This is a genomic window from Peribacillus kribbensis DSM 17871 (genome assembly GCF_000430765.1).
Lineage (GTDB): Bacteria > Bacillota > Bacilli > Bacillales > DSM-1321 > Paraperibacillus > Paraperibacillus kribbensis.
Genome location: NZ_KE387242.1, coordinates 125,299 through 147,347, shown reverse-complemented (window position 1 = coordinate 147,347; position 22,049 = coordinate 125,299). Strand labels below are relative to the sequence as shown.

Here is a 22,049-nt window from a genome sequence, read left to right as displayed (position 1 = left end):
TCATACAATTATATCATTAATATTTACAATAAGTGGCAAATCTATGGATTTTTCTGTATGTTTTTAGCTTAGATCGACTTTTTAATCTTTTTTTAATGCTGTATTAAGAAAATAAAAAGGTTCATTTACTATACTTAACCAGCCCAAATTAAAAGACAAAAAAGAAAATGCTGCGGAGAATTAAGGAAACTTCATTATTCTAAAGGAGAGGGACCATTGAATTACACATTATTTCAAGATATTAACCAACAGGCCGGCCATCATTCCTTTTTAGATGGATTCATGGTATTCATTACGAAGGATGCTTTATTTATTTTCGCGTTAGTACTGCTTCTCATGTGGTTTTTTGGTAAAGAGAAATTTAAATATACGGTTGTATTTGCTGGAATAACCGGTGTCATAGGATTGTTCATTAACGTTGTTTTAGGACATATCTACTATGAACCCCGCCCATTTGTAACCCATCATGTTCATCTATTGATTCAGCATGCTAAAGACTCTTCTTTTCCAAGCGATCATACAACAGGTGCCTTTTCGCTGGCGCTTGCAGTCTTATGGCGGAAACATCGTAAAATTGGTCTTGCCATGCTCTTATTAGCGATACTTACAGGAATATCCCGTGTTTATGTAGGACATCATTATCCTTTTGATATACTCGCGAGCATAGTTGTATCATTATTTGCGAGCTGGTTTGTCTATTCATTAAGCCGGGTATTTATGCCAATTGGACGGATCATCATCCATGTGTATAACCGGATCCCTTTGGTTCCTAAAACGGAACAAAGCATAGAAAAGTGAGGAAGCCATAAAATTTTAAAAAACAGGAGGAGAAACCCTCCTGTTTTTGTTTTTGATCAGCTGACCTGACTTCTGCACCCAAGCTGCTAATTAAAGGGAAAAATTCCCCTTATTCCGTAATGATGAGTTAAACGAGCGGAAATAAAGGGAGAATTTCCCTCTATTGCTTCAAAAAGCTTGAAAATGAAGGAATTTTCTTTCCATAAGGGGAAAACCTCCCCTTATTTTCTCTGAAATGAGCTCCATTTTAAATTTAAGGGGAACTTCTCCCCTTATTGCTAAGGATCTAAAACAGGGGGGGAGAAACCCTCCTGTTTATTGTTTTTGATCAGCTGACCTGACTTCTGCACCCAAGCTGCTAATTAAAGGGAAAAATTCCCCTTATTCCGTAATAATGAGTCAAATGAGCGGAAATAAGGGAGAATTTCCCTCTATTGCTTCAAAAAGCTTGAATATGAAAGAATTTTCTTTCCATAAGGGGAATTCTTCCCTTTATTTTCTCAGAAACATGCTCCATTTTGAATTTAAGGGGAAATTCTCCCCTTATTGTTTAAGAGTTAAAAAGAGCCGTCCAGAAAGCCGGTTAGCCTGACTTTCTAGGACAGCCCCTATACTTAAAGATAGTGAACAGCCTGCTTATTTAGCCGTTCGGATAAACATCCTCTCAATTTCTTCAAGGCTCTTGTTGCGGGTCTCGGGAATCACTTTAATCGTAAAGACCGAGATGATTGCTGAACCTGCCGCAAAGATGAAGAAGGTGATGCCCGGTCCTGCATCCTGCAGGAGAGCAGGGAAAATCTGCGAAACGATATAGTCCGCTACCCAGAGTGCCACGGTTGAAATCGACATCGCGAGTCCGCGGATCCGGGTTGGGAAGATTTCAGACAGCAGGACCCACATACCCGGACCGATGGTTGTCATGAAGGCAGCCATATACAAGAGAATAAAAAAGAGAATCAATGAACCTGAGGACTGCCCTATACTAAAGGATAATCCGATACCAAACAAGCATATGGCCATCACCGCTGTACCAATGGAAATCAGTTTCGTCCGTCCCACCCGGTCCATCAGCAGTAAGCCAAGTACGGTGAATACCACCATGACGACGCCCATAATCGTGGTCTGCATGAAGGCTGAATCGATATTCGATCCGCTTGTTTGGAATATTTTTGGCGCGTAATACATAATGGCGTTGATGCCGGCCCATTGTGAAAGGAACGCGACGACCACACCGATCATCAGGGCTTTCCGCAAACCAGGTTTAAAGATATCCTTCATCGTGCCGTTTTCCTGAGAAATGGCTTCTTTGATTTCAGCAAGCTCTTTTTTTGCATCTTTCTCTTCTAAATGAATTCGATTCAAAATCTGCAGAGCTTCCTGCGATCTTCCCTTCTTCTCCAGCCAGCGCGGGCTTTCTTTCACAAAAAACAGCAAAAGGAAGAAGAGGATGGCGGGTGCTGCACCGATTCCTAACATCCATCGCCAGCCTGTTGTTACATTCCAGTGCTGTCCGCCTTGACTTGCAACGGCTGCATTGATAAAGAATACGACCGATTGACCGATACTAATCGCAAGCTGATCGAGAGAGCCCAAACGGCCGCGCCAGTTGGCAGGCGCTATTTCGGCTATGTACAAAGGAGCCAGGAACACAGCCATGCCCACTCCAATCCCACCGATTAATCGAGCGATAACAAGTTCTGCAACAGAACTTGGGATGGCCGAATAAATGGCTCCGATGCCATAAAAGACCGCAGAGACGAACAGCATTTTTTTTCTGCCGTATTTGTCACTCAAAATGCCGCCTGCCGCGGTTCCGATGATTGCGCCGATTAACAGACTTGATACAACCCAGCCAATCATCACATCCGTTAAATGAAATCTTTGCTGAATAAACCCTTCCGCACCTGAGATAACAGCCGTATCATAGCCGAACATCAGGCCGCCCACTGCTGCTACTGCCGACACTAAAATAATAAATTTGATATTAATGCTGCTTTTCCTGCTCTCTGTTTCTTTAACGGTTTCATGAATTGGTTTTTGTATAGCCCTCACGCTTCATCCCCCTATGGATCAAATTTGAATGCATAAATGAACATTACGTATTAAAGACCTTCTTAGCCTTTATCCTCCTTCCCAGCTAATGCACCAGCTTTTTCGGTTTATAAACCATAAAATCAAAATGAAAGCATTTTCATCTTACAAGATTCAAGAAATTTTCGCAATGTTTTGGATATAAATTGCGTACAAATAGTCCTTAAGGTATGATTCTTATAGAATGCAATCAGCTGAAAAACTTCTCAGACAAGGAAGATTTCCATGAATAACGAACTGAATCAATATGGAGACCAGTCCAATCAAATCCTTTATGTTACCTTGGATGATTTGCTGGAAATCGCCAAAGCACTGTCTTCTGACCTTCGGATCGAAATGTTCCGCAGACTGTTAAAAGGCTCCATGAATGTGGCTGAATTGGCTGAGATGTTTCAAATCCCGCCATCCACAGCATCTGCAAATATTAGAAAACTGGAAGAAGTGGGATTGATCCGTACAGAGCTGGTCCCCGGCACACGGGGGTCGCAAAAGCTGTGTGCAGCAGTCCTCAAGCGGATCATTGTCGATACACAGGAAACGGAAGAAGAAACAGAAGAAAGCTGTGTCAAAACCTCCATGCCTATCGGGAACTTTTTTGACTATGAAGTTTCACCGACATGCGGGCTTGTCAGTGAAACGTCCATCATTGGCGAGTTTGACGACATCCGGTCCTTCTCCGAGCCCAGCAGGACAGGCGCACAGCTCATTTGGTTTAAGCAGGGATATCTGGAATACCGATTTCCTAATCGAATTCCGCCCGGCTGCAGGATGACGAGCTTAGAATTATCCATGGAACTCTGTTCTGAAGCTCCCCTTTACTGTAAAGATTGGCCGTCTGATATCACCATTTGGATCAATGGAAGGGAGATCGGCACCTGGACCAGTCCGGGAGAATTCGGGGGCGAACGGGGATTTTTAACACCCAGCTGGTGGGATATCCAATACGCCCAGTTTGGTTTGTTAAAGCGCTGGCAGGTATCAAACAAAGGAACTTTAGTAGACGGACTGAAGATATCAGATGTGGTACTGAGCGATTTGAATAACATCGATTCTCCGTTTATCACCGTACGAATCGGCGTCAAGCCGGATGCACAGAATGTAGGCGGACTCAATCTTTTCGGCCGTATGTTTGGAAACTATGGGACCGATATTCTTCTGCGATTGGATTATGACCGCACTGCGCAGACTTCACAGCTTAACCAATCAACAAGATAACCTATCGGAATCCCCGGTAGGTTTTTTTATGTTAAAAATTTTAAAAATTGTTGCACAAATTTGGGGAATGGGGTACTATGAAATTGCTTTCATGCAGTTAATTTTGTTTTAAAACAAAAAAATCGGTTGTAATGGAGGAGAAGATGAAAATGACAACTACTACTAAATATGATATCGCTGAAATTATGAGTGCATTATACGGACCGGGAACATTGGGATTAAAAGGGGCATTCAGCCGAGAATGGACAGCACAGCTCGGAGAAGATATTAACAGATTATATAAAGAGGCGTTAGAACGTCCAGATGGTGCCATTGGCCGGGGTCCAAACCGCCATTATGTCGAAATTCACCCGGAAGACATCCGCGGCTTCGTAGAACTTGTCACCCATCCTTGGGTCCAGTCAGTTTGTGAAGCTGTTCTGGGAAAGGATTACAAGATTGTCGAAATCGGTTTTGATGTCCCGAATCCTGGTGCCGTTAACCAGCCTTGGCATCGTGACTTCCCTGCTCCAGAAGATACTGTAAAAGGAAGACGAATCAACTCACTTGCGTTTAACCTGACAACAGTCGATGTAGATCCGGATATGGGACCGTTCGAAATCGCTCCCGGCACACAATGGGATGATGCCACAGATTTCGAATATGAAATGTTCCCGCCGAAGGAGCTCTATCCGCGCTATGAGGAGCGCGCACAGCGGAAGATGCCTACCATGGGAGATATCTCTGTAAGATCCGCTCTTACCATCCACCGCGGAACTGCCAATAACTCGAATAAATCAAGGCCGACTCTCGTGCTTGGCGTGGATGCACCAACTGCCAATAACCATGAGCGCCATGACCTGCAAGTGACAAAGAACTTCTATGCAAGCCTGCCTGAAAATCTGAAAAAGCATCTGATGTGCCGTGTGGTGGATGAATTAGAAGTGATCCAGCAAGCCCACGATATCGAGCTGCTTAAAATGGGTGAAGCGTAAACCGAAATGATTTAACGGAGACCTCTTAAAATGGAGGGCTCCGTTTTTGTATGCTCTCTCACTCAATGACACAACCTCGAGCCGATCCACGAACTCTGGCAGATGACGGACCTCAAAGCTGCTTAAATCTAGTATCTAAAGTGGCCGGTTAAGCACCCGACCAATAGAGGGAAAAATTCCCCTTATTTCATCATTGGCACCAAAAAGAGCTTAAATAAGGGGAGGAATTCCCTTTATTGTCTCAAAAAATTCGAAAATAAGTGATTTTGCATGGCATAAGGGGAAAATCTCCCCTTATATCACCCAAAGCAAGCTCCATTTTGGATTTAACGGGAAAATCTCCCCTTATTTAGCTTTGCTGACGGCTCAAAAGGGGCTCAAAACCCAGGGCTCTTTATCTCTGAAACAACCATCCCTTTCACTTGGCCGCTGTTCAGTATAAATTCAATATTGATTTTATGTACCTTTATCAAAGTATCCCATAATCTTTGAGCCTGTATCACTTCTTTCATAATAATTTTTTCCATATAAAACGAATACCTTCTCCTTCTTGTCTCCTTATGAAATTCCTTGAGCGGCCTCATATTTATCGCTGGCAATTAAATATCGCTTTACCTTGCCAGTTACTAAGCGAAACTCCACATCGTAATGTTGTTCATCATTCCCATAGATGTAATAGCTCGATTCAGGTTTTTGAATCGTTTCAATAAAGTCAGGCTTTCCAACCAGCCACTTCATTTCCCTCTCTCAATTTTTATATCTTTATTTTAACATAAATTACCAAACGCTCCTTAACTATAAAAAAAACGCACAGTGATCAAAACACTGTGCGTAACTGGGTGTATCACGTTATTGAACTTTCTCACTCTGTCCGCGCGAGGTTCCCCGCTCGAGAAGGCCGAGCTCGCGGTCTTTGATGCCCTGCTTCCTCATGACATAGTGCTTCTTTTTCCCTGTTGCGGTATAGGGCAGTTCCTCAATGAACCGGTAATAGCGCGGAACCTTGTAATTGGCAAGCATCGGAGAATCCAGGCAGTATTTATTGAGTTCATATGGAGTGAGGGATGGATCTTTTTTGATCACATACGCTACCACCACTTCTCCCCTGACGTCATCCGGAACTCCGACTACGACGGATTCCTCCACCTTTGGATGCTGATTGAGGGTTTCTTCTACCTGAATGGGATGAATGTTCTCCCCGGAGGATACGATCATATCGTTCTTCCGTCCCACTACAGTGATAAATTCCTCCTCGTCCCATGTTCCCATGTCTCCGATGTAAATCCAGCCTTTGTAAAAGACCCGTTTGCTGGCTTCTTCATTATTCACATAGGCGTAGGCCGATTTACCAGTGGCTTTGACGATAATTTCGCCGACCTCCTGGCTGTCTTTCGCCACAAAATCATCGGGCTCTCCTTTACGGTCTGGATACACTTTGACAACTGCCACATCATCATCGGTACAGGATCTTCCTGATGTGCCCGACATTTCCGGCAGATCATGAGGACGCAGGAAGGTATTCCAAAACGCCTCAGAAGTTCCGTAGCCATTAAAGATATTCGGCGTAAGAGTTTCCTGGAACTTGATACAGTCTGCTTTTTCCAAAGGCGCTCCCATGGTGACGATTCCTTTTAGATTCGATAAATCGGTCGGATTCTTTTGCTGGGCATTGTAAAGCATTTTTAACACAGCCGGCACACCCACCAAAAACGTAATTCCGTATTTATCTACGGATTCCAAGGCAGCCCTCGGTGTGAAATTCCGCAGGATGACCACTTCTCCTCCTACATAAAGCGTAGGGTTTGGTCCTCCGGAGTGGATTCCGCCTCTATGGAACCAGGGAGTCATATTCATGGTCTTATCCATCGAGCTTAACGGAAAGTGCATGGCAACATCATGAGCTGAAAGAATTTCATTCACATTATTTAACGGAACCCCTTTTGCACGGCCGGTTGTTCCGGATGTATAAAGTCGGGTAACTTCCTCATAGATATGCTTCGGACGGTTCACAGCCGGGTTTTCTTCTGACTTTCCGTTCACATAATCCACAAACGTCACATGACCCTCCGGCGCTTCCACTGTCCCGGTAAAGTCCACCATGATCACTCTTCTGGGTTTATGGCCGGCCATTTCCAGTGCCTGCACAGCCATCTCTTTCACTTCCGCATCATACACGTAAACGGCTGGCTTGCTGTCATCCAGAAGAAACGCCGTTTCGCCCGGAGAAAGCTTGAAATTAATCATACAATTAATCGCCGCAATCTTTTGCGGAGCCAGATAGCAGAACACAAACTCAGGAGAATTCAAGAGCTGGTACATGACCACCTCATTATGCTCCACTCCATCCTCTAATAGCGCATGCGCCAGCTGATTCACGTCTTTATTCAAATCAGCATACGTCCATGTTTTTTCTTTAATAGGACAAGTCAATGCAGGACGGCTCGCAAATCTGTGAACATTCCGCATGAATCCATTTATATAGGTAAAATCATTCTCAAAGTTTTCTTTAAACATTGTGACATCGTAGGTAAACTGCTCCAATTTCATTCCCTCCCATTTGAATCCATACAAATTTATAAAATATTCCCGCCGAGCGAACTCTGGGTAACCATGAGTTTTTTGTCTTAGTAGCGTCCTACAATCAGTGAGGCGTTCTGTCCCCCAAATCCGAATGAGTTCGACATCGCCGCTTTGACTTCTTGTTTTCTAGATGTATTCGGAACATAATCAAGATCGCATTCAGGATCCGGTGTTTCATAATTGATCGTCGGCGGGATGATTCCCTCCCGCACTGCCTGGATGCACGCAATCAATTCTGTAAGGCCGCCTGCCCCCATCAAGTGCCCGGTCGCTCCTTTTGTTGAGCTGACTGGGATGCGTCCCGCCCCTTCTTCGCCAAAGACGGCTTTTAAGGCCTTTGTCTCGATGGCATCACCGATTTTGGTCGCGGTTCCATGGGCATTAATATAATGAATCTGCCCAGGCAGCAGTCCTGCCTGGTTCAAGGCTTTTTGAATGCAATGAATTTCTCCTCTTCCATTCGGTTCAGGTGCGGTCACATGGTAAGCATCCGAACAATTCGCATACCCAAGGAGTTCGGCTTGTATCTCGGCATCCCGCCTTTTGGCGAAATCCAGGGATTCCAAAACAACTGCTCCACCGCCTTCTCCCATCACAAACCCATCACGGTTCAAATCAAAGGGACGGCTGGCTTTCGACTCATCTCCATCGTAAGTCGAAAGGGCACGCGCGGAAGCCAGTCCAGCAGCCATCAGTCCTGTAAGAATGGATTCAGCTCCTACGGCTACCACTGCATCAGCCTGGCCCGATTTGATGAGCATGGAACCTACTCCAACCGCATCTGCACCGGCAGAACAAGCAGTGCTTACTGTCAGGCTTGGCCCTTGAAAGCCATGGGCAATGGCGATTTGGGCAGCCGCCACATTCCCGAGCATCTTGGGAACGGTATGCGGACTTAAACGGATACTGCCGCTTCTCGTCATTTCCTCCTGAGTACGAGCCATGGTCGCGATTCCGCCAAGAGCGGTTCCCAGTACCACACCGATCCGGCTCGGATCCGCCTTTACTCCGCTATTCTTTATAGCCTCTTCTGCTGCAATGAGGGCATACTGCATAAATACATCCGTTGTCCTCACAAGTTTTTTCGGCAAAAAATCTGTCGGCTCAAAGTCTTTTACCTCTGCCGCAATTTTCACCGGCAGTTCACCTGGATCGAAGCGGGTCAGTTTGCCCGTGCCGCTCTTGCCGCTAATTAAATTTTCCCAATAAGCAGCCACACCCATCCCAATCGGTGTGACGGCTCCCATCCCTGTTATTGCTATTCGTTCACTGGCCATTCCTTATTACTCCTTTTCACTCTGTGCTATTGATAAATCATTCCAAAGTGCTGGAAAGCTTTTTTTTAGATTTAATGGTCGTCCTTCCGAGTTCACATACGCATGGGCCGTGAATCCCTCGGCAGCCAATTCCCCATTTGATTTGACAATTTGATAAGTAAAGGCCATTCTCGTCCTGGTTAATTCAGAAATCGATGTTTTTATGGTGATCTCTTCTAGAGGACGGATCATTTTCTTATAATCGCTTTCTGCCTTTAAACATACGAGTGATATCCCTTTATGATGGAAGGTTTCCATATAGGGAAAGCCATAATGGGCGAAAAGTTCAAAACGTGCATCCGTGAACCATTCAAAATTTTTCGCGTAATAAGAAATGCCCGCCGCATCGCAATCGCCCCATTTGACTCTCATTGTATAATCAACGCTTCCCATCGCCATTTCGCTCATCCTCCCTTCTAAGCAGAAACTAGTGAAGGTTCCATCCCCTTCCAGTTTCCCCATTCTCTCTCGGGCGAATTCATTAAGTTTTCTCTTCATGCTGCATCCATATAAAGAAGCCTGCCGTGTTTAAAGGCAAGCTGCGTCTCATAGATAAAATTATGGAACAAGCAGGGTCAGCCCGCCGTCTAAGCGCAGTGTTTGGCCACGCATCATTTCAGCTTCCTTTGAACATAAAAAAATCGCCGTATTGGCAATATCATCGGCGGTGACCATGCGGTGATAAGGCATTTTCTCTTTAATGGAAGCAAGCGTCTGGTCCATCTCCGGAAAATGATTTAAAGCATCGGTTTCAACAGCTCCCGCTGAGATCGCATTCACATTGATCTTTTTCGGTGCCAATTCGATGGCGAAATAACGGACCAGGGATTCCAAAGCTGCCTTGCTTGGGCCGACTGTAGAATAATAAGGAAATACCCGATCAGAGCCAAAAGAAGAAATCGCAAGCATCGCTCCCCCTTCAGGCATAAGCTTAGCGGCCTGCTGCCCTCCAAGAAGAAACGCCCGGGTGTTCACATCCATCGTCCAGTCCCACCCCTTTGCATCAACCTCCATAATCTCCCGGTTCCGTCCGGAAGCAGCATTATGGATGAAAACGTCTAATCGGCCGAATTCTGCTTGAATAACATCAAACAACACACCGATCTTCTCTTCCTGTGCCAAATTGGCACGAACCGTGATGGCCCTTTGACCCATCGCCTCAATTTCCATGGCGACACTCCTTGCGGCCTCCCCATTTCTCGCATACGTGATCACAAGATCAGCGCCTTCCTGGGCAAACCGCAAAGCCAGCTGCCTGCCGATTCCGCGGGAGCTTCCTGTCACACACACCACCTTGCCGGCATACTTCCCGGTTGGCTGAGTATTCAAAGCGATCCCTCCAATCTTGAAAACTTTTATAGAATAACGCTTCTCACTAGTAAAATAGGACAAGGATTAGTTTAATCCCTTTTAATTTCGTTAGACAATTATTTTGCTTGAGCTATATTGATTCCACCTAAATTATTCCTATTCGAAGAAAAGTCTATTCATTTAAAGATAGCGTTCATACTAGGTTTTCATTCGTTACAAGTTCTATTATGATGGAGATAAGTGGTGAGAAATAATGATGCCATTCCTCATTTTTCCCATCGTTTTGGCGATCACAATTTTAAACAAAGAGCTGTTCCGATGGGTCAAAGGAATTTTTATGATCTATATTTTGGGTGTCTCCATGATGTTCATCACCGGCCTAAATAAAATCGAGCATAGCTATCAACGCTGCATACGGGGATGAACTAAGGAACTGGTGCGACGTCATGACAGGATACTATGTTGTGCCTATCATGCTGTTATTCTTCTTGATCTTTTTTAAATGGTTTAAAAGCAAACAGAGTGACTTGAATGTTAACCGTAATTCCAGCAGGACTGTTTGTCACCTTCCTTCCGTTTATACTTCGTTTTTTCTTTGCCTAGATTTTAGGGCCTTATTAGACAGCACGGTAAAATAAAGGGAGGTTTTACCGCTAATTTTAAAATGGATCTTCTTTTGGGCAAAATAAGGGGAGGTTTTACCGTTATATAAAAAAAAGCCCCTATTTTTGAATATTTTGAGTCAATAGAGGGAATTTCTCCCTCTATTCCAGCCCATTTCAAGAAAAAATAATAATTAAGGGGAATTTCTCCCTTTATTATCAGCGCCGGTGTCCCCAACCCCATCCTCCAGCCCAAATAAAAGAGCAGCCAACAAGAGCTGCTCTACATACTTCAGGTATTCGGTTTTTCACTCTATCTCACATAATTCCGCAGTCTGCCAATCTTCTCAACCTCAACTGTCACCACATCTCCCGGCTTCATCGGGCAGCTTCCGGACGGCGATCCGGTCGCCAGTACATCTCCCGGCTCAAGGGTCATGATCTGGGAAACCCAGCTGATGAGGTAAGGAATGGATAAGGACATCTGATTGGTATTGCCGTTTTGTACGACTCTATCATTTAGGGTGGTCTTGATGTTCAGATTCGTAGGATCCACTCCTGTGACCATCCACGGGCCCAGCGGTCCGAATGTGTCAAAGCCTTTGCCCCGTGTGAATTGGGGATCCTTTCTTGTAAGGTCTCGGGCCGTTACATCATTGAAGATCGTGCAGCCGAAAACATAGTCTAAGGCATCTTCTTCCTTGATGTTTTTCCCGCGCTTGCCAATGATGAGGGCAACTTCTCCCTCCATTTCCACCTGACTCGTTAAGCTCTCAGGGGGGAGGACGATATCCCCTTCATTTGGAACCAGGGCTGTAGCCGGTTTTAAAAACAGAAACGGTTCTTTGAGATTGGCCGTTCCCCCGGTCTCTATGGCATGTCCGGCATACGTCCAGCCAAAATTAATGACCTTTGAGGGGGCTACAGGCTCCAAAATTTTTACGTCATGAAAGCTTACTCTTACCCCGTCAAATTTCAGCTCGTTTTTTACAATTCCATCAAAACTGCTGGACAGCTGCAAAATTTCTTCGCCTTCGACAATTCCGAAATATACTTGATTATTGGCATTCCGATAGCGGACAATTGTTTGTGTTTTTTGTAAAACCTTCATTTATATAACCACTCCAATTATTGATGTGCATCTTCTCTAGTAAGTATGATTGGCGGTGATGCGGCTTTTAACCTGCTACTCTCTTTCCAGCAGGGACGCGCCGGCAATACCAGGGTGTGTCATTTCATACGGATCGAGGATCAAATTCAGCTCTTCTTCGGTCAAGATATCATATTTCAGGCAAAGCTCCCGAATGGGCGCACCGCTTAAGATGGCTTCGCGTGCGATACGGGCTGCAACCTCGTAACCGATATGAGGATTAACGGCGGTTATGACACCGACACTCTTTTCCACATATTCTTTTAAGCGATCTTCATTCGCTTTGATTCCGATTAAGCAATTATCCACAAACGTGCGGAAGCCATTATTCATGATGCTGATCGATTGCAGCAGATTGAATACCAGCACCGGCTCCATGACATTCAATTCAAGCTGGCCCGCTTCAGACGCAAGGCAGATGGTATGGTCATTGCCGATCACCTGGAAGGCTACCTGATTGATCACTTCAGGCATAACCGGATTCACTTTACCTGGCATAATGGACGAACCAGGCTGCCGTGCCGGCAAGGAGATTTCACCGAGGCCGGCCCGCGGACCTGAAGCCATGAGCCGCAGGTCGTTTGCGATTTTGGACATATTCATCATGCAAACCTTCAACGCAGCCGATACTTCTGTATAAGCATCTGTATTCTGCGTTGCATCCACAAGATGCTCAGCCCCGATGACCGGAAGGCCGGTGATGTCTGCAAGATATGTGACCACCAATTCAATATAACGCGGATCTGCATTTAATCCGGTTCCGACCGCTGTCGCCCCCATGTTCAATTCATATAAATGCTCCCGTGTCTGCTTGATCCGTTTGATATCCCGTTCGATTGCACGGCTGTATGCCTCGAATTCCTGGCCAAGCCGGATCGGCACAGCATCCTGAAGGTGCGTGCGTCCCATTTTGATGACAGAATTAAATTCCTGGGCCTTCTGCTGGAAAACGGAATGCATATCCTCCATGGTTGCCAGCAGCTTTTCCAAAAGATTCAGGACTGCTATATGTATAGCGGTAGGAAAGGCATCATTCGTAGATTGAGACATATTCACATGAGTATTGGGGCTGCAATGGTAGTAGTCCCCTTTTTGTTCTCCGAGCAATTCAATGGCACGGTTGGCAAGGACTTCATTTACATTCATGTTAATGGAAGTTCCTGCCCCGCCTTGAATCGGATCGACGATAATCTGGTCATGCCACATGCCGCCAATCATTTCATCAGCCGCCTTGACAATCGCTTCTCCAATGCCGGAATAAAGACGCTTCACATCCATATTGGCCAGGGCAGCCGCTTTTTTCACGACAGCCATTGCTTTGATTAATTCTTCGTGAATTCTATACCCTGTGATAGGAAAGTTTTCCACAGCACGGAGAGTCTGGACTCCATAATATGCGTCTGCAGGAACTTCTTTTGACCCTAGGAAATCTTTCTCTGTTCGTATGGGGCTCTCTATTATTGCCATATCTCTCTATCTCCTTATTTATCGTCCTCTATCTCTAATTTCATGGATAAATCTCCTGCCAGCGGCGTTTCGATGATCTCCTTGACTTCTGCCAGGGAATCCGTCTGACCCAGCGCCCACATGGATTTGGCCACGATTGCTTCTGTATTCATATCCCCGGATAAAATGATCTGATGCTGGGCTACCTTCCGTCCCACTTCATAGAGCAGCAGATCTTCCCCTTCTTCCAGGCATTGGGTCGTGATAATAATGGCGGTCCCCTGCTCTGTCAGCTCCTGAATTTTAGAAAGCAGGTTCCTTCCTTCAAAAGGCAGGCCGCCATTTCCAAAGCTTTCAATAATAATACCTTTATATAAATTTTTCAGAACATCAAATGTCTCGGGCTTCATACCCGGATATAATTTCATCAGAAAAACATCCGTACATAATTTCGTATTTAAAGAAATCTCTTTTGAGGAAGGAGATGGTTTCCATTGATAAGTTATGTTATTATTCGTGACATAAGCTACATATGGATGGTTGATGCTTTCAAATGCATCATAGCTTTTTGTCCGCATTTTCACCGCTCTCGTTCCGAGAATGACCCGGCCGTCAAACATGACAAATACTCCGCCAATATCCTCACAGGCAAACCGAAGGGCATCAGAAACATTTTTCTTGGCATCGGTTTTTTTAAAGCTGATCGGCACCTGCGATCCGGTCAATATCACCGGTTTCCCCAGACCCTGCAGCATATAAGAAAGAGCTGCGGATGTATATGCCAATGTATCCGTTCCGTGAGTAATGACAAATCCGTCATACTCGTGATAATGCGAATATACGGCCTCGGCAATCTGCACCCATTGTTCTGGCTGTAAATTGGTGCTGTCAATGTTCATCAAAATTCTGCCGTCCACTTTCATGTCGCCTAATCCAGCTGGCAAAAAATGAAGCAGCTCTTCAGCCGTTAATCCAGGAACAAGTCCCTCATTCCCTTCTACTGAAGCAATCGTGCCACCGGTAGCAAGCAATAATATCTTCTTCATAAATGCATCTCCATTACAAAAAGATTTTCCGTGATTTCCTCATAACGCGTATTTTATATAAGATATTATATAATTATCTGAAAAAAAATCAATATATCGTTCTCGATTCGCGTACTTTTTTCTAGATTCACTTATTTTCCCGTGATATAATTTATCTCAACTTAAGAAATGGGAGTTTTTGAAGATGCGCGAACGTTTATCGGAACTAAGAAAAAAGCGTGGCTGGTCCCTGCAGGAAACCGCCGACCAGCTCGATATAGCCAAAAGCACCTATGCCGGATACGAATCAGGATACCGTGAACCCTCCATCCGCTCCTTATCCCAAATCGCAGACTTATTTGACACAACCCTTGATTATTTATTAGGAAGAACAGACAACAGCCTGGACGCCATCGAACTTACAGGTCTTTTAAAAAGCCCCCGGCACAGACTATCCATAGATGGAAAGCTACTGTCTCCTGATGAATTAGTGGATTTCATTTCGTTTGTCAGGGTGAAAAGAATGGTAAAAACAGAGGAAATGGGAGAAGATCAAGAAGGATAACCGATTTTCTGCGTTACGAGCTTCTGAGATACGAGAATTATCCATAAAAAAGTTCTTTTATTGCCAGCAGCTCCTAATAGGCTGTTCACCTGACAAGCGGGCTGTCATGAAGGATACATCCCTCTTGTTTATTTTAAACTTTGTTAACGATCAATGCTGCTGTTTATTGGGATAAATTGGAACTCTCCTTTTTTTACAATAAACAGCTCTCTGTTAAATTTTAACTTTGAGTATTATTAAGGGGAACCCATTATTTATGGATTCCCTTTAGTTCAATAGGTGAAAACACTGTTGAGTATTCCCTTATAATATATACTACTAGATAAATTTGGAGTTCTTTAGCCATTCCAATGATAAATTATTTGCACAACGCCCGAGGAAAATGTTCTTGTATGAATCATTTTTAAATTTAACCTCTGTTTTAAATCATTAAACAACGGTTTTCCTTCTCCCAAAACAACAGGGTGGATAGATAATCTAAATTCATCAACAAGCCCCAAATTTATAAAAGTTGTAATGAGACTGGCTCCACCATATAGCCAGATGTCTTTACCAGACTTGTTCTTCAATTTATTTACTTCTTCAATAATATTATCATTTATAAATATTGCTTGACTATCAATTTCATTTTGTGATCTGGAGAAAACATATTTCTTTTTACTATGAACCAATTTCCAAAGCTCCTGTTCGGTATCAGGGTCTTCATTTTTTGGAATATATTGTCCCCATAAATCGTAGCTTTTTCTACCATATAAAATAGTATCAATTTGGTTTAAGAAATCAGTAAACCCCATATCAGGGTCCATTATGCACCAATCAACTTCTCCATTTTTCCCTTCAATAAAACCATCTAAAGTAACTGCTACATCTAAAATTATTCTTCTCTGTTTTAAGTTAATAGTCATAACTATTCATCCTTTTACCTTTCTAAATTAATTTCCATCAGAAAAGAGAACCCGTTACTATTTAATAGAAGTTCTATCTATTCATTCGCCTGCTTGATAACAAGAAATATTTTCTGCATCACAACGTAATGTGTAAAACTCCTGAACTAATAAACCTTCTTCTAAAATGGATTCTTTCATTTTACATAATGTTCTTTTTCCTACACGGCGGTCCAAAATACACAATATTTTGATTAACATATCCTTCGACTGTAGAGAGACTGTGATGGGTGAACGAAAATAGTCTTCCAAAGCAGAAAAGAAATCGTATTGTCCATAAATCCCTTCCTTCTTGAGTTGTTCATGAGCCTGGTTCTGGATTTCTCGAATACTAGTAACATCCTCATTATTAAAATTGTTTACATGACTGCGAATTTCTCTTTCTCTATAATATTCTTTTCTTTCGGCAGTAATCGTACACATACTTAATTTTTCTACTTTATCCACCGTTATGACAGCCCTGCCTAGCTGGTCGTGGGCCCTTCGATAATTTATCACTTGAAAATCCACCCTCGAATGCAAAGATTCACAGACAAAACTCATTAAATGTTTCTTTGCTTTGCTCCATTTCGGATGATATAACAATGAACTTCCTCCCTTTTCAATCATTACCATAAAACTTGCCGGACCATCCGGGGCTCATTTTTGTTTTAAGAGGCTGATGAGGTTATGAGTAATAGAGCACCCTAATCTTAGAATGCTTTTTTTGTCGATGATATATAAAATATCATTTATGATTAGTAATTTATAGAATTTTATTTTTATATTAATTATATTATTTATAGATATAACTTTTCACTATATATCCTTTGTAGGAATGGAGGAACATGATGTTTAAAGTAGGCAGTATTTTTATTCCAGTTACAGATATTGAGAAATCTGCAGTTTGGTATGAAGACGTTTTGGGTGTTAAAATAATTGGGCGGTGGGAAGATGGGGCCGGATTTTATTTACCAGCTGGATCCACCCAATTGGCCCTGGTAAAGGTGGAATCCCCGCAGCCTGCTGAGTTTGTCACAAAGAGGAACCAGAGGAACGCTTATTATAATTTTGTCGTGGATGATATTGAAGCTGCCTATCAACATTTTAACAATAAGGGAATCGTTACGAATGAGATCGATGATTTTGCAGGGATGAAATATTTTAGTTTTTATGATTTGGATGGGAATCCATTTAGTGTGGTGAATGAAGTGGAGGGCTCCCCTTACCACTCTGATTCTGTAAGAAAAATGCAAGAGGAAGCCAGGCAAAATACGTAAACGAATAAGCGGGACAAGATCCACCATATGTGCTTCTTGTCCCGCTTATTTTCCTTTGGCCAGTGTTTGGACAGCGAGTTTATTTTTTATGGTTCGCTACATCCATCCATACCGCAAAAATCAGGATCAGACCTTTAACAATGTACTGCCAGAATGCCTCGATGTTCATCATGCTCATTCCGTTATCAATGCTGGTCATGATGAGCGCACCGATAATGGCACCCACGATTTTTCCTTTACCGCCCATCAAGCTTGTACCGCCGATGACACATGCTGCGATGGCATCTAATTCGTAGGAAGTTCCAGCACTTACGGTTGCTGCGTTTAATCGGCTTGTTAATAATACGCCTGCTACGCCGGCCAATGCTCCCATTATGATGAAGACAGATAGAACCGTCCGTTTTATATTGATTCCGGATAATGCCGCAGCTTCAACATTGCCGCCGATGGCATAGGTGAATCTTCCGAATGATGTTTTTAGTGATACAAAGAGGAAGAATCCGGCCAGAACCACTACGATCAACATCGGCAGGGGAATTCCCAAATAACGATTCAGCATATACGTTAAGAATAGGATACAGATCGAGTACACAGAGATTTTTCCATAATCCATGGCTGCCGGTGAAAGACTCAGGCCTAAAGACTGCCGTTTTGCTCTTGAACGTATTTTTGATAGAAATAATAGAACCACTGCGGCAATCGCAAGAATGTACCCAACCACATAGGGGATAAAGCTGTTTCCAATCTGCCCAAAGCTGCTGCTCAGCGGGGCAATCGTCTGCCCTTTGCTTAAGCCAATCAGCACGCCGCGGAAAATCAGCATCCCGCCTAAGGTCACAATGAACGCCGGTACATTCCGGTAGGCAACCCACCAGCCCTGCCATAAACCAATGATGGCGCCGACAATAATTCCCGCAATCACAACGGTTACCGTGCTCCAGCCATTCCATACCTGTAAGATAGCCGCAATTCCGCCGGTTAACCCTACAATGGAACCAACGGATAAATCAATATGGCCGGCTACAATGACCAGTGTCATTCCAACAGCGAGAACAGACATCACAGACATCTGGGTAAATAAATTCGAAAGATTCCTAGATGATAGAAACTCTCCGTTCGTAAAACTGCCAAAAATTATTGCTATTAAAACCAGAGCAATAATTAAGGTATACGATTGTATATCAAACTTAAATCTGCCAGCATTGTTTTGCTGTTTCAATTTCGTGGAAGTAGAGATCTCACTGCTCATCGTTTTTTTCCTCCAGTTGCACATGCCATTATTTTTTCCTGTGTGGCTTCCGCACGGCTGAATTCGCCCATTATCTCCCCTTCAGACATTACGAGAACCCGGTCTGACATACCAAGTACTTCTGGCAATTCTGAGGAAACAATCACAATTCCCACTCCCTGTTCAGCCAATTCATTAATGATTTTGTAAATTTCATATTTGGCTCCAACGTCAATCCCTCTGGTCGGCTCATCCAAAACCAGAATTTTCGGATTGTTGAGGATCCACTTGCTTAAAACGACTTTCTGCTGATTCCCTCCGCTTAATTGACCTACCTTTGCCTCAAGATTCGGTGCTTTAAGCTTCATTTTTTTGGTGATTTCTTCTGCCCTTATCATTTCAAGATGACTGTCAATCACTTTAAGCTTGATGATCTTATTCAGCGCGACCAATGTAGAGTTCTTTGCAATATCCATCCCTAAGATCAGTCCATACCTTTTTCGGTCCTCAGAAACATAGGCCAATCCTGCTTTTATAGCATCCGCTGGTTTTTGTATATGTACGTCAATCCCATCAATCACTACCCGGCCCTGTTTTTTTCCTTCCAGACCGCCGAATAAACTGATAAAAAGCTCGGTGCGGCCAGCCCCCATTAATCCGGAGAATCCAAGTATTTCACCTTTTTTCAAGTTAAAGGAAGCATTTTTAATAATCATGTGATCTGCTTTTTTATCATAAACAGAATAATTTTCCACTTCCAAGACCGTTTCACCAATTTTCCTCGGCTCATAAGGAAATAATTCCGTGAGTTCTCTGCCAACCATTTTTGCGATAATCTTATCTTCATTCATTTCTTCAATCGGGTAGGTTCCGATGGTTTGGCCATCGCGAAGGATGGTTACACTGTCGGCTAATGCCATGACCTCGCCAAGCTTATGAGAGATATAAATGCATGTAACTCCTTTAGACCGTAAATCCATCAAAATTCCTTTTAATATTTCCACATCACTCTCTGTGAGAGCGGCCGTTGGTTCATCCAGAATTAAAATATCCGTATTATTGGTCAATGCCTTAGTAATCTCAATTAATTGCTGTTTTCCAACTGTAAGCTGATTCACCTTGGCTTCCGGGTCAATATCCAGACCAATATAATGCAGCCATTTTTGTGCTTCGGTATTAATCTTATTCCAATCAATGACTTTTCTTCTCATCAAGTCATGACTTAGGAAGATATTCTCCGCTACAGACATTTCTTCCACCAGCGCAAGCTCCTGATAGATGATCGAGACACCGGCCACCTGGGACTCTTTGATTGATTTAAAAGAAACTTCCTTGCCATTAATCAGAATTTGGCCGCTGTAGGAGCCGCTAGGGTATACACCGCTTAATATTTTCATCAATGTCGACTTGCCTGCACCGTTTTCACCGCATAAAGCATGAATCTCTCCTTTGCGCACTGAAAATGTTACATTATCTAAAGCTTTAACACCTGGAAACTCTTTTGTGATGCCTTGCATTTGTAGAGCTAAAGCTTCCATACCATGTACCCTCCATTTTGTAGTTCTTAATAAAGAAGAAGGGGAAAGCAGCTCCCCTTTCTTCTTCTTTTACTATTATTTAGCTGGGCGCTCGCTTTCTGGAACATTCTTGTAAACTTCATCATAAGAATGGAACTCGTCTTTAACGATCGTATCCATCACGTTATCCTTGTTGACCATGATTGGATCAAGCTTGATAAATGGAACATCCAACTTACCATTGTTTACCTTACTGTCAGATTTCACTTTTTCACCTTTTGCAAGCTGAACGGCTACTTCCGCACTCTTCGTTGCAATCGTTTTAATCGGCTTGTACACAGTCATCGTCTGCTTGCCTTCCACAATACGCTGAACAGCTGCCAGGTCTGCATCCTGTCCGGAAATGGCAACCTTTCCATCTAAATGCTGGGAAGATAGCGCCTGAATGGCACCGCCAGCCGTGCTGTCGTTGGATGCTACAATTGCATCAATTTTATTTTTATTGGCTGTTAAACCGTTTTCAATAATCTTCATAGCTTCGTTGGCATCCCAATCTTTTGCCCATTGGTCTCCAACGACTTTGATATCGCCTTTATCAACAAGCGGCTTCACTACATTCATTTGGCCTTCTCTGAACATTTTAGCGTTGTTATCAGTTGGAGAACCGCCAAGAAGGAAGTAGTTGCCTTTCGGTACTTGTTTAACAATCGCTTCTGCCTGCATTTCTCCTACGCGGACGTTATCGAAGGAGACATATGCATCCACATCAGCGTTATTGATCAGGCGGTCATACGCTAAAACAGGAATTCCTTCTTTTTTAGCTTGATCGACAACTGGAGATAATGAATCCGAGTTGATAGCGATAATTACGAGGGCATCAATGCCTTGAGACAGCATATTTTGAATTTGAGATAATTGCTTCGCCTCATCCCCATTCGCTGATTGCACCAGCACATCTGCATTTAGCTTCTTTGCCTGGTCAACAAAGATATCTCTGTCATGCTGCCATCTCTCGAGCGTTAAGTCTGAAACCGATAAACCGATTTTAATTTTAGCCTTTTTGCCGCCTTTGCTGTTACCGCTTACATTTTTGCCGCCAAGATCCTGGCCGCCGCATGCTGCCAGCATACTCACTAATAAAACGACTACAAAGCCAGCAATTAAGCCTCTCCACTTTTTCACTTACTGTTTCCCCCTCTTCTTCCTCTAACTGTAATTACAAGGTTAATATACCACCATTTAAATAGTTTGTCTATCAAATAAACTAAGTTTACAAAATTTTTAATCTTTTTATCTTTTTGGTGATGTCATCCTTTGCTCCAGGGCATTTTGTAAAAGATCTTTCGGTAAAAGCATACGCAGCTATTCATCTTTATTCTTTTTTGAAGCCTTGTTCACCATATCTCTTATATCCTCCAGGGTCTTTGCCACCTGTCCATTTAGCAGGATAGTAGGCGTACTATTCACATGCCATTGATGCACAAGATCCATATCCTTCTGCCAGGCAGCATCGCCCTGGTTCGTGTTAAAATATTCAACCACTTTATGTACTTCCTCATCACCGGCCACCTCTTTTAAGGTATCGGTAAGAAATTTTTCAGTATACACATCCATTTTTTCATAATGGCTGCCTTCAGGCTGTTTTTGATAAAGGAGATCATGAAATTTCCAGAATGTCTGATTTCCAAGAACCGCATAAACAGATTCAGCAAAGACGGCGGACCGTTTTGAGTCATAATTTCGCCTTGCCGGTATCTACAAATTCTTTTTTAATACTCGGGAGGACCTGTTCATTAAACATTTTACAGGAAGGACATTTATAATCTCCAAACTCATAGATGGAAGCAGGTGCGGAACGTTTTCCGATGTATGGCTGCTTTGTAGATTCACTCTGTTTTTTTACAACTGCCGCATTTTCACTTTTGTGGGAACGAAAAAAATCAACCTCAAAATGTAAAAGTCACTAAACAGACTGTGCAGAATATCCACTTCGCAGAGGTTTCTTTTGACCTCTTTGTTTGATTCACC

Annotated in this window: 22 protein-coding genes; 5 read left to right on the top strand and 17 right to left on the bottom strand. The window is 43.3% G+C overall.

What is annotated here, in order from left to right; translation table 11 throughout:
* The first annotated feature begins 216 nt into the window (after positions 1–216).
* Positions 217–798 carry an undecaprenyl-diphosphatase gene (locus H539_RS0122715; protein WP_026695430.1) on the top strand — a complete coding sequence of 194 codons (582 nt, stop codon included), beginning with the start codon at positions 217–219 and terminating at the stop codon, positions 796–798.
* A 636-nt stretch (positions 799–1,434) separates the two neighbouring features.
* Here H539_RS0122715 and H539_RS0122705 read toward each other — a convergent pair.
* Positions 1,435–2,850 (bottom strand): sugar porter family MFS transporter, encoded by a 1,416-nt coding sequence (locus tag H539_RS0122705; RefSeq protein WP_342664032.1) that lies wholly within the window; start codon positions 2,848–2,850, stop codon positions 1,435–1,437.
* A gap of 264 nt (positions 2,851–3,114) precedes the next feature.
* Between H539_RS0122705 and H539_RS0122700 the strand changes: the two genes are divergently transcribed.
* Both H539_RS0122700 and H539_RS0122695 read left to right on the top strand, forming a co-directional pair.
* On the top strand, positions 3,115–4,104 hold the full coding sequence (locus H539_RS0122700; protein ID WP_035323809.1) for an ArsR/SmtB family transcription factor: 990 nt from the start codon (positions 3,115–3,117) through the stop codon (positions 4,102–4,104).
* A gap of 143 nt (positions 4,105–4,247) precedes the next feature.
* Positions 4,248–5,078: a phytanoyl-CoA dioxygenase family protein gene (locus tag H539_RS0122695; RefSeq protein ID WP_026695426.1), complete on the top strand. Its 831-nt coding sequence runs from the start codon at positions 4,248–4,250 to the stop codon at positions 5,076–5,078.
* A 558-nt stretch (positions 5,079–5,636) separates the two neighbouring features.
* Here the strand turns inward: H539_RS0122695 and H539_RS30350 are convergent.
* The 9 genes from H539_RS30350 to H539_RS0122640 form a co-directional block, all read right to left on the bottom strand.
* A complete protein-coding gene (locus H539_RS30350; protein ID WP_026695425.1) occupies positions 5,637–5,816 on the bottom strand; it encodes a hypothetical protein in 180 nt (59 codons plus the stop codon).
* A 111-nt stretch (positions 5,817–5,927) separates the two neighbouring features.
* Positions 5,928–7,619, bottom strand: a complete 1,692-nt coding sequence (locus H539_RS29455) for a class I adenylate-forming enzyme family protein (protein WP_218970928.1) — start codon at positions 7,617–7,619, stop codon at positions 5,928–5,930.
* Between the two features lie 83 nt (positions 7,620–7,702).
* A complete protein-coding gene (fabF, locus tag H539_RS0122675; protein ID WP_026695424.1) occupies positions 7,703–8,935 on the bottom strand; it encodes a beta-ketoacyl-ACP synthase II in 1,233 nt (410 codons plus the stop codon).
* A gap of 6 nt (positions 8,936–8,941) precedes the next feature.
* Positions 8,942–9,472, bottom strand: a complete 531-nt coding sequence (locus tag H539_RS0122670) for an acyl-CoA thioesterase (protein WP_026695423.1) — start codon at positions 9,470–9,472, stop codon at positions 8,942–8,944.
* Between the two features lie 60 nt (positions 9,473–9,532).
* A complete protein-coding gene (fabL, locus tag H539_RS0122665; protein ID WP_026695422.1) occupies positions 9,533–10,303 on the bottom strand; it encodes an enoyl-[acyl-carrier-protein] reductase FabL in 771 nt (256 codons plus the stop codon).
* A gap of 588 nt (positions 10,304–10,891) precedes the next feature.
* Positions 10,892–11,125 carry a hypothetical protein gene (locus H539_RS0122655; protein WP_026695421.1) on the bottom strand — a complete coding sequence of 78 codons (234 nt, stop codon included), beginning with the start codon at positions 11,123–11,125 and terminating at the stop codon, positions 10,892–10,894.
* Between the two features lie 75 nt (positions 11,126–11,200).
* Positions 11,201–11,998, bottom strand: coding sequence for a fumarylacetoacetate hydrolase family protein (locus H539_RS0122650; protein ID WP_026695420.1), 798 nt, complete (start codon positions 11,996–11,998; stop codon positions 11,201–11,203).
* Positions 11,999–12,073: 75 nt separating this feature from the next.
* On the bottom strand, positions 12,074–13,504 hold the full coding sequence (gene aspA, locus H539_RS0122645) for an aspartate ammonia-lyase (RefSeq protein WP_026695419.1): 1,431 nt from the start codon (positions 13,502–13,504) through the stop codon (positions 12,074–12,076).
* A gap of 14 nt (positions 13,505–13,518) precedes the next feature.
* Positions 13,519–14,529, bottom strand: a complete 1,011-nt coding sequence (locus H539_RS0122640; RefSeq protein ID WP_026695418.1) for an asparaginase — start codon at positions 14,527–14,529, stop codon at positions 13,519–13,521.
* A gap of 184 nt (positions 14,530–14,713) precedes the next feature.
* Between H539_RS0122640 and H539_RS0122635 the strand changes: the two genes are divergently transcribed.
* Positions 14,714–15,073, top strand: a complete 360-nt coding sequence (locus H539_RS0122635; protein WP_026695417.1) for a helix-turn-helix domain-containing protein — start codon at positions 14,714–14,716, stop codon at positions 15,071–15,073.
* A 338-nt stretch (positions 15,074–15,411) separates the two neighbouring features.
* Here H539_RS0122635 and H539_RS0122630 read toward each other — a convergent pair whose 3' ends face one another.
* Positions 15,412–15,978 (bottom strand): dihydrofolate reductase family protein, encoded by a 567-nt coding sequence (locus H539_RS0122630; protein ID WP_026695416.1) that lies wholly within the window; start codon positions 15,976–15,978, stop codon positions 15,412–15,414.
* A gap of 81 nt (positions 15,979–16,059) precedes the next feature.
* Positions 16,060–16,602 carry an SF0329 family protein gene (locus H539_RS0122625; RefSeq protein ID WP_026695415.1) on the bottom strand — a complete coding sequence of 181 codons (543 nt, stop codon included), beginning with the start codon at positions 16,600–16,602 and terminating at the stop codon, positions 16,060–16,062.
* A gap of 242 nt (positions 16,603–16,844) precedes the next feature.
* Here H539_RS0122625 and H539_RS0122620 point away from each other — a divergent pair, with 242 nt between their 5' ends.
* Positions 16,845–17,276, top strand: a complete 432-nt coding sequence (locus tag H539_RS0122620) for a VOC family protein (RefSeq protein WP_245602240.1) — start codon at positions 16,845–16,847, stop codon at positions 17,274–17,276.
* A 79-nt stretch (positions 17,277–17,355) separates the two neighbouring features.
* Here H539_RS0122620 and H539_RS0122615 read toward each other — a convergent pair whose 3' ends face one another.
* The 5 genes from H539_RS0122615 to H539_RS33175 form a co-directional block, all read right to left on the bottom strand.
* On the bottom strand, positions 17,356–18,525 hold the full coding sequence (locus H539_RS0122615) for a sugar ABC transporter permease (RefSeq protein WP_026695413.1): 1,170 nt from the start codon (positions 18,523–18,525) through the stop codon (positions 17,356–17,358).
* The gene (locus tag H539_RS0122610; RefSeq protein ID WP_026695412.1) at positions 18,522–20,042 is read right to left on the bottom strand and encodes a xylose ABC transporter ATP-binding protein; all 1,521 of its coding nucleotides are present in this window, start codon (positions 20,040–20,042) and stop codon (positions 18,522–18,524) included. The genes H539_RS0122615 and H539_RS0122610 overlap by 4 nt, the downstream gene beginning before the upstream one ends.
* Positions 20,043–20,117: 75 nt before the next feature.
* The gene (xylF, locus tag H539_RS0122605) at positions 20,118–21,203 is read right to left on the bottom strand and encodes a D-xylose ABC transporter substrate-binding protein (RefSeq protein WP_026695411.1); all 1,086 of its coding nucleotides are present in this window, start codon (positions 21,201–21,203) and stop codon (positions 20,118–20,120) included.
* Between the two features lie 180 nt (positions 21,204–21,383).
* A complete protein-coding gene (locus H539_RS31075; RefSeq protein ID WP_081415996.1) occupies positions 21,384–21,776 on the bottom strand; it encodes a DsbA family protein in 393 nt (130 codons plus the stop codon).
* The gene (locus H539_RS33175; RefSeq protein ID WP_425414764.1) at positions 21,754–21,861 is read right to left on the bottom strand and encodes a thioredoxin domain-containing protein; all 108 of its coding nucleotides are present in this window, start codon (positions 21,859–21,861) and stop codon (positions 21,754–21,756) included. Before H539_RS33175 ends, H539_RS31075 begins: the two co-directional genes overlap by 23 nt.
* Positions 21,862–22,049 lie beyond the last annotated feature (188 nt).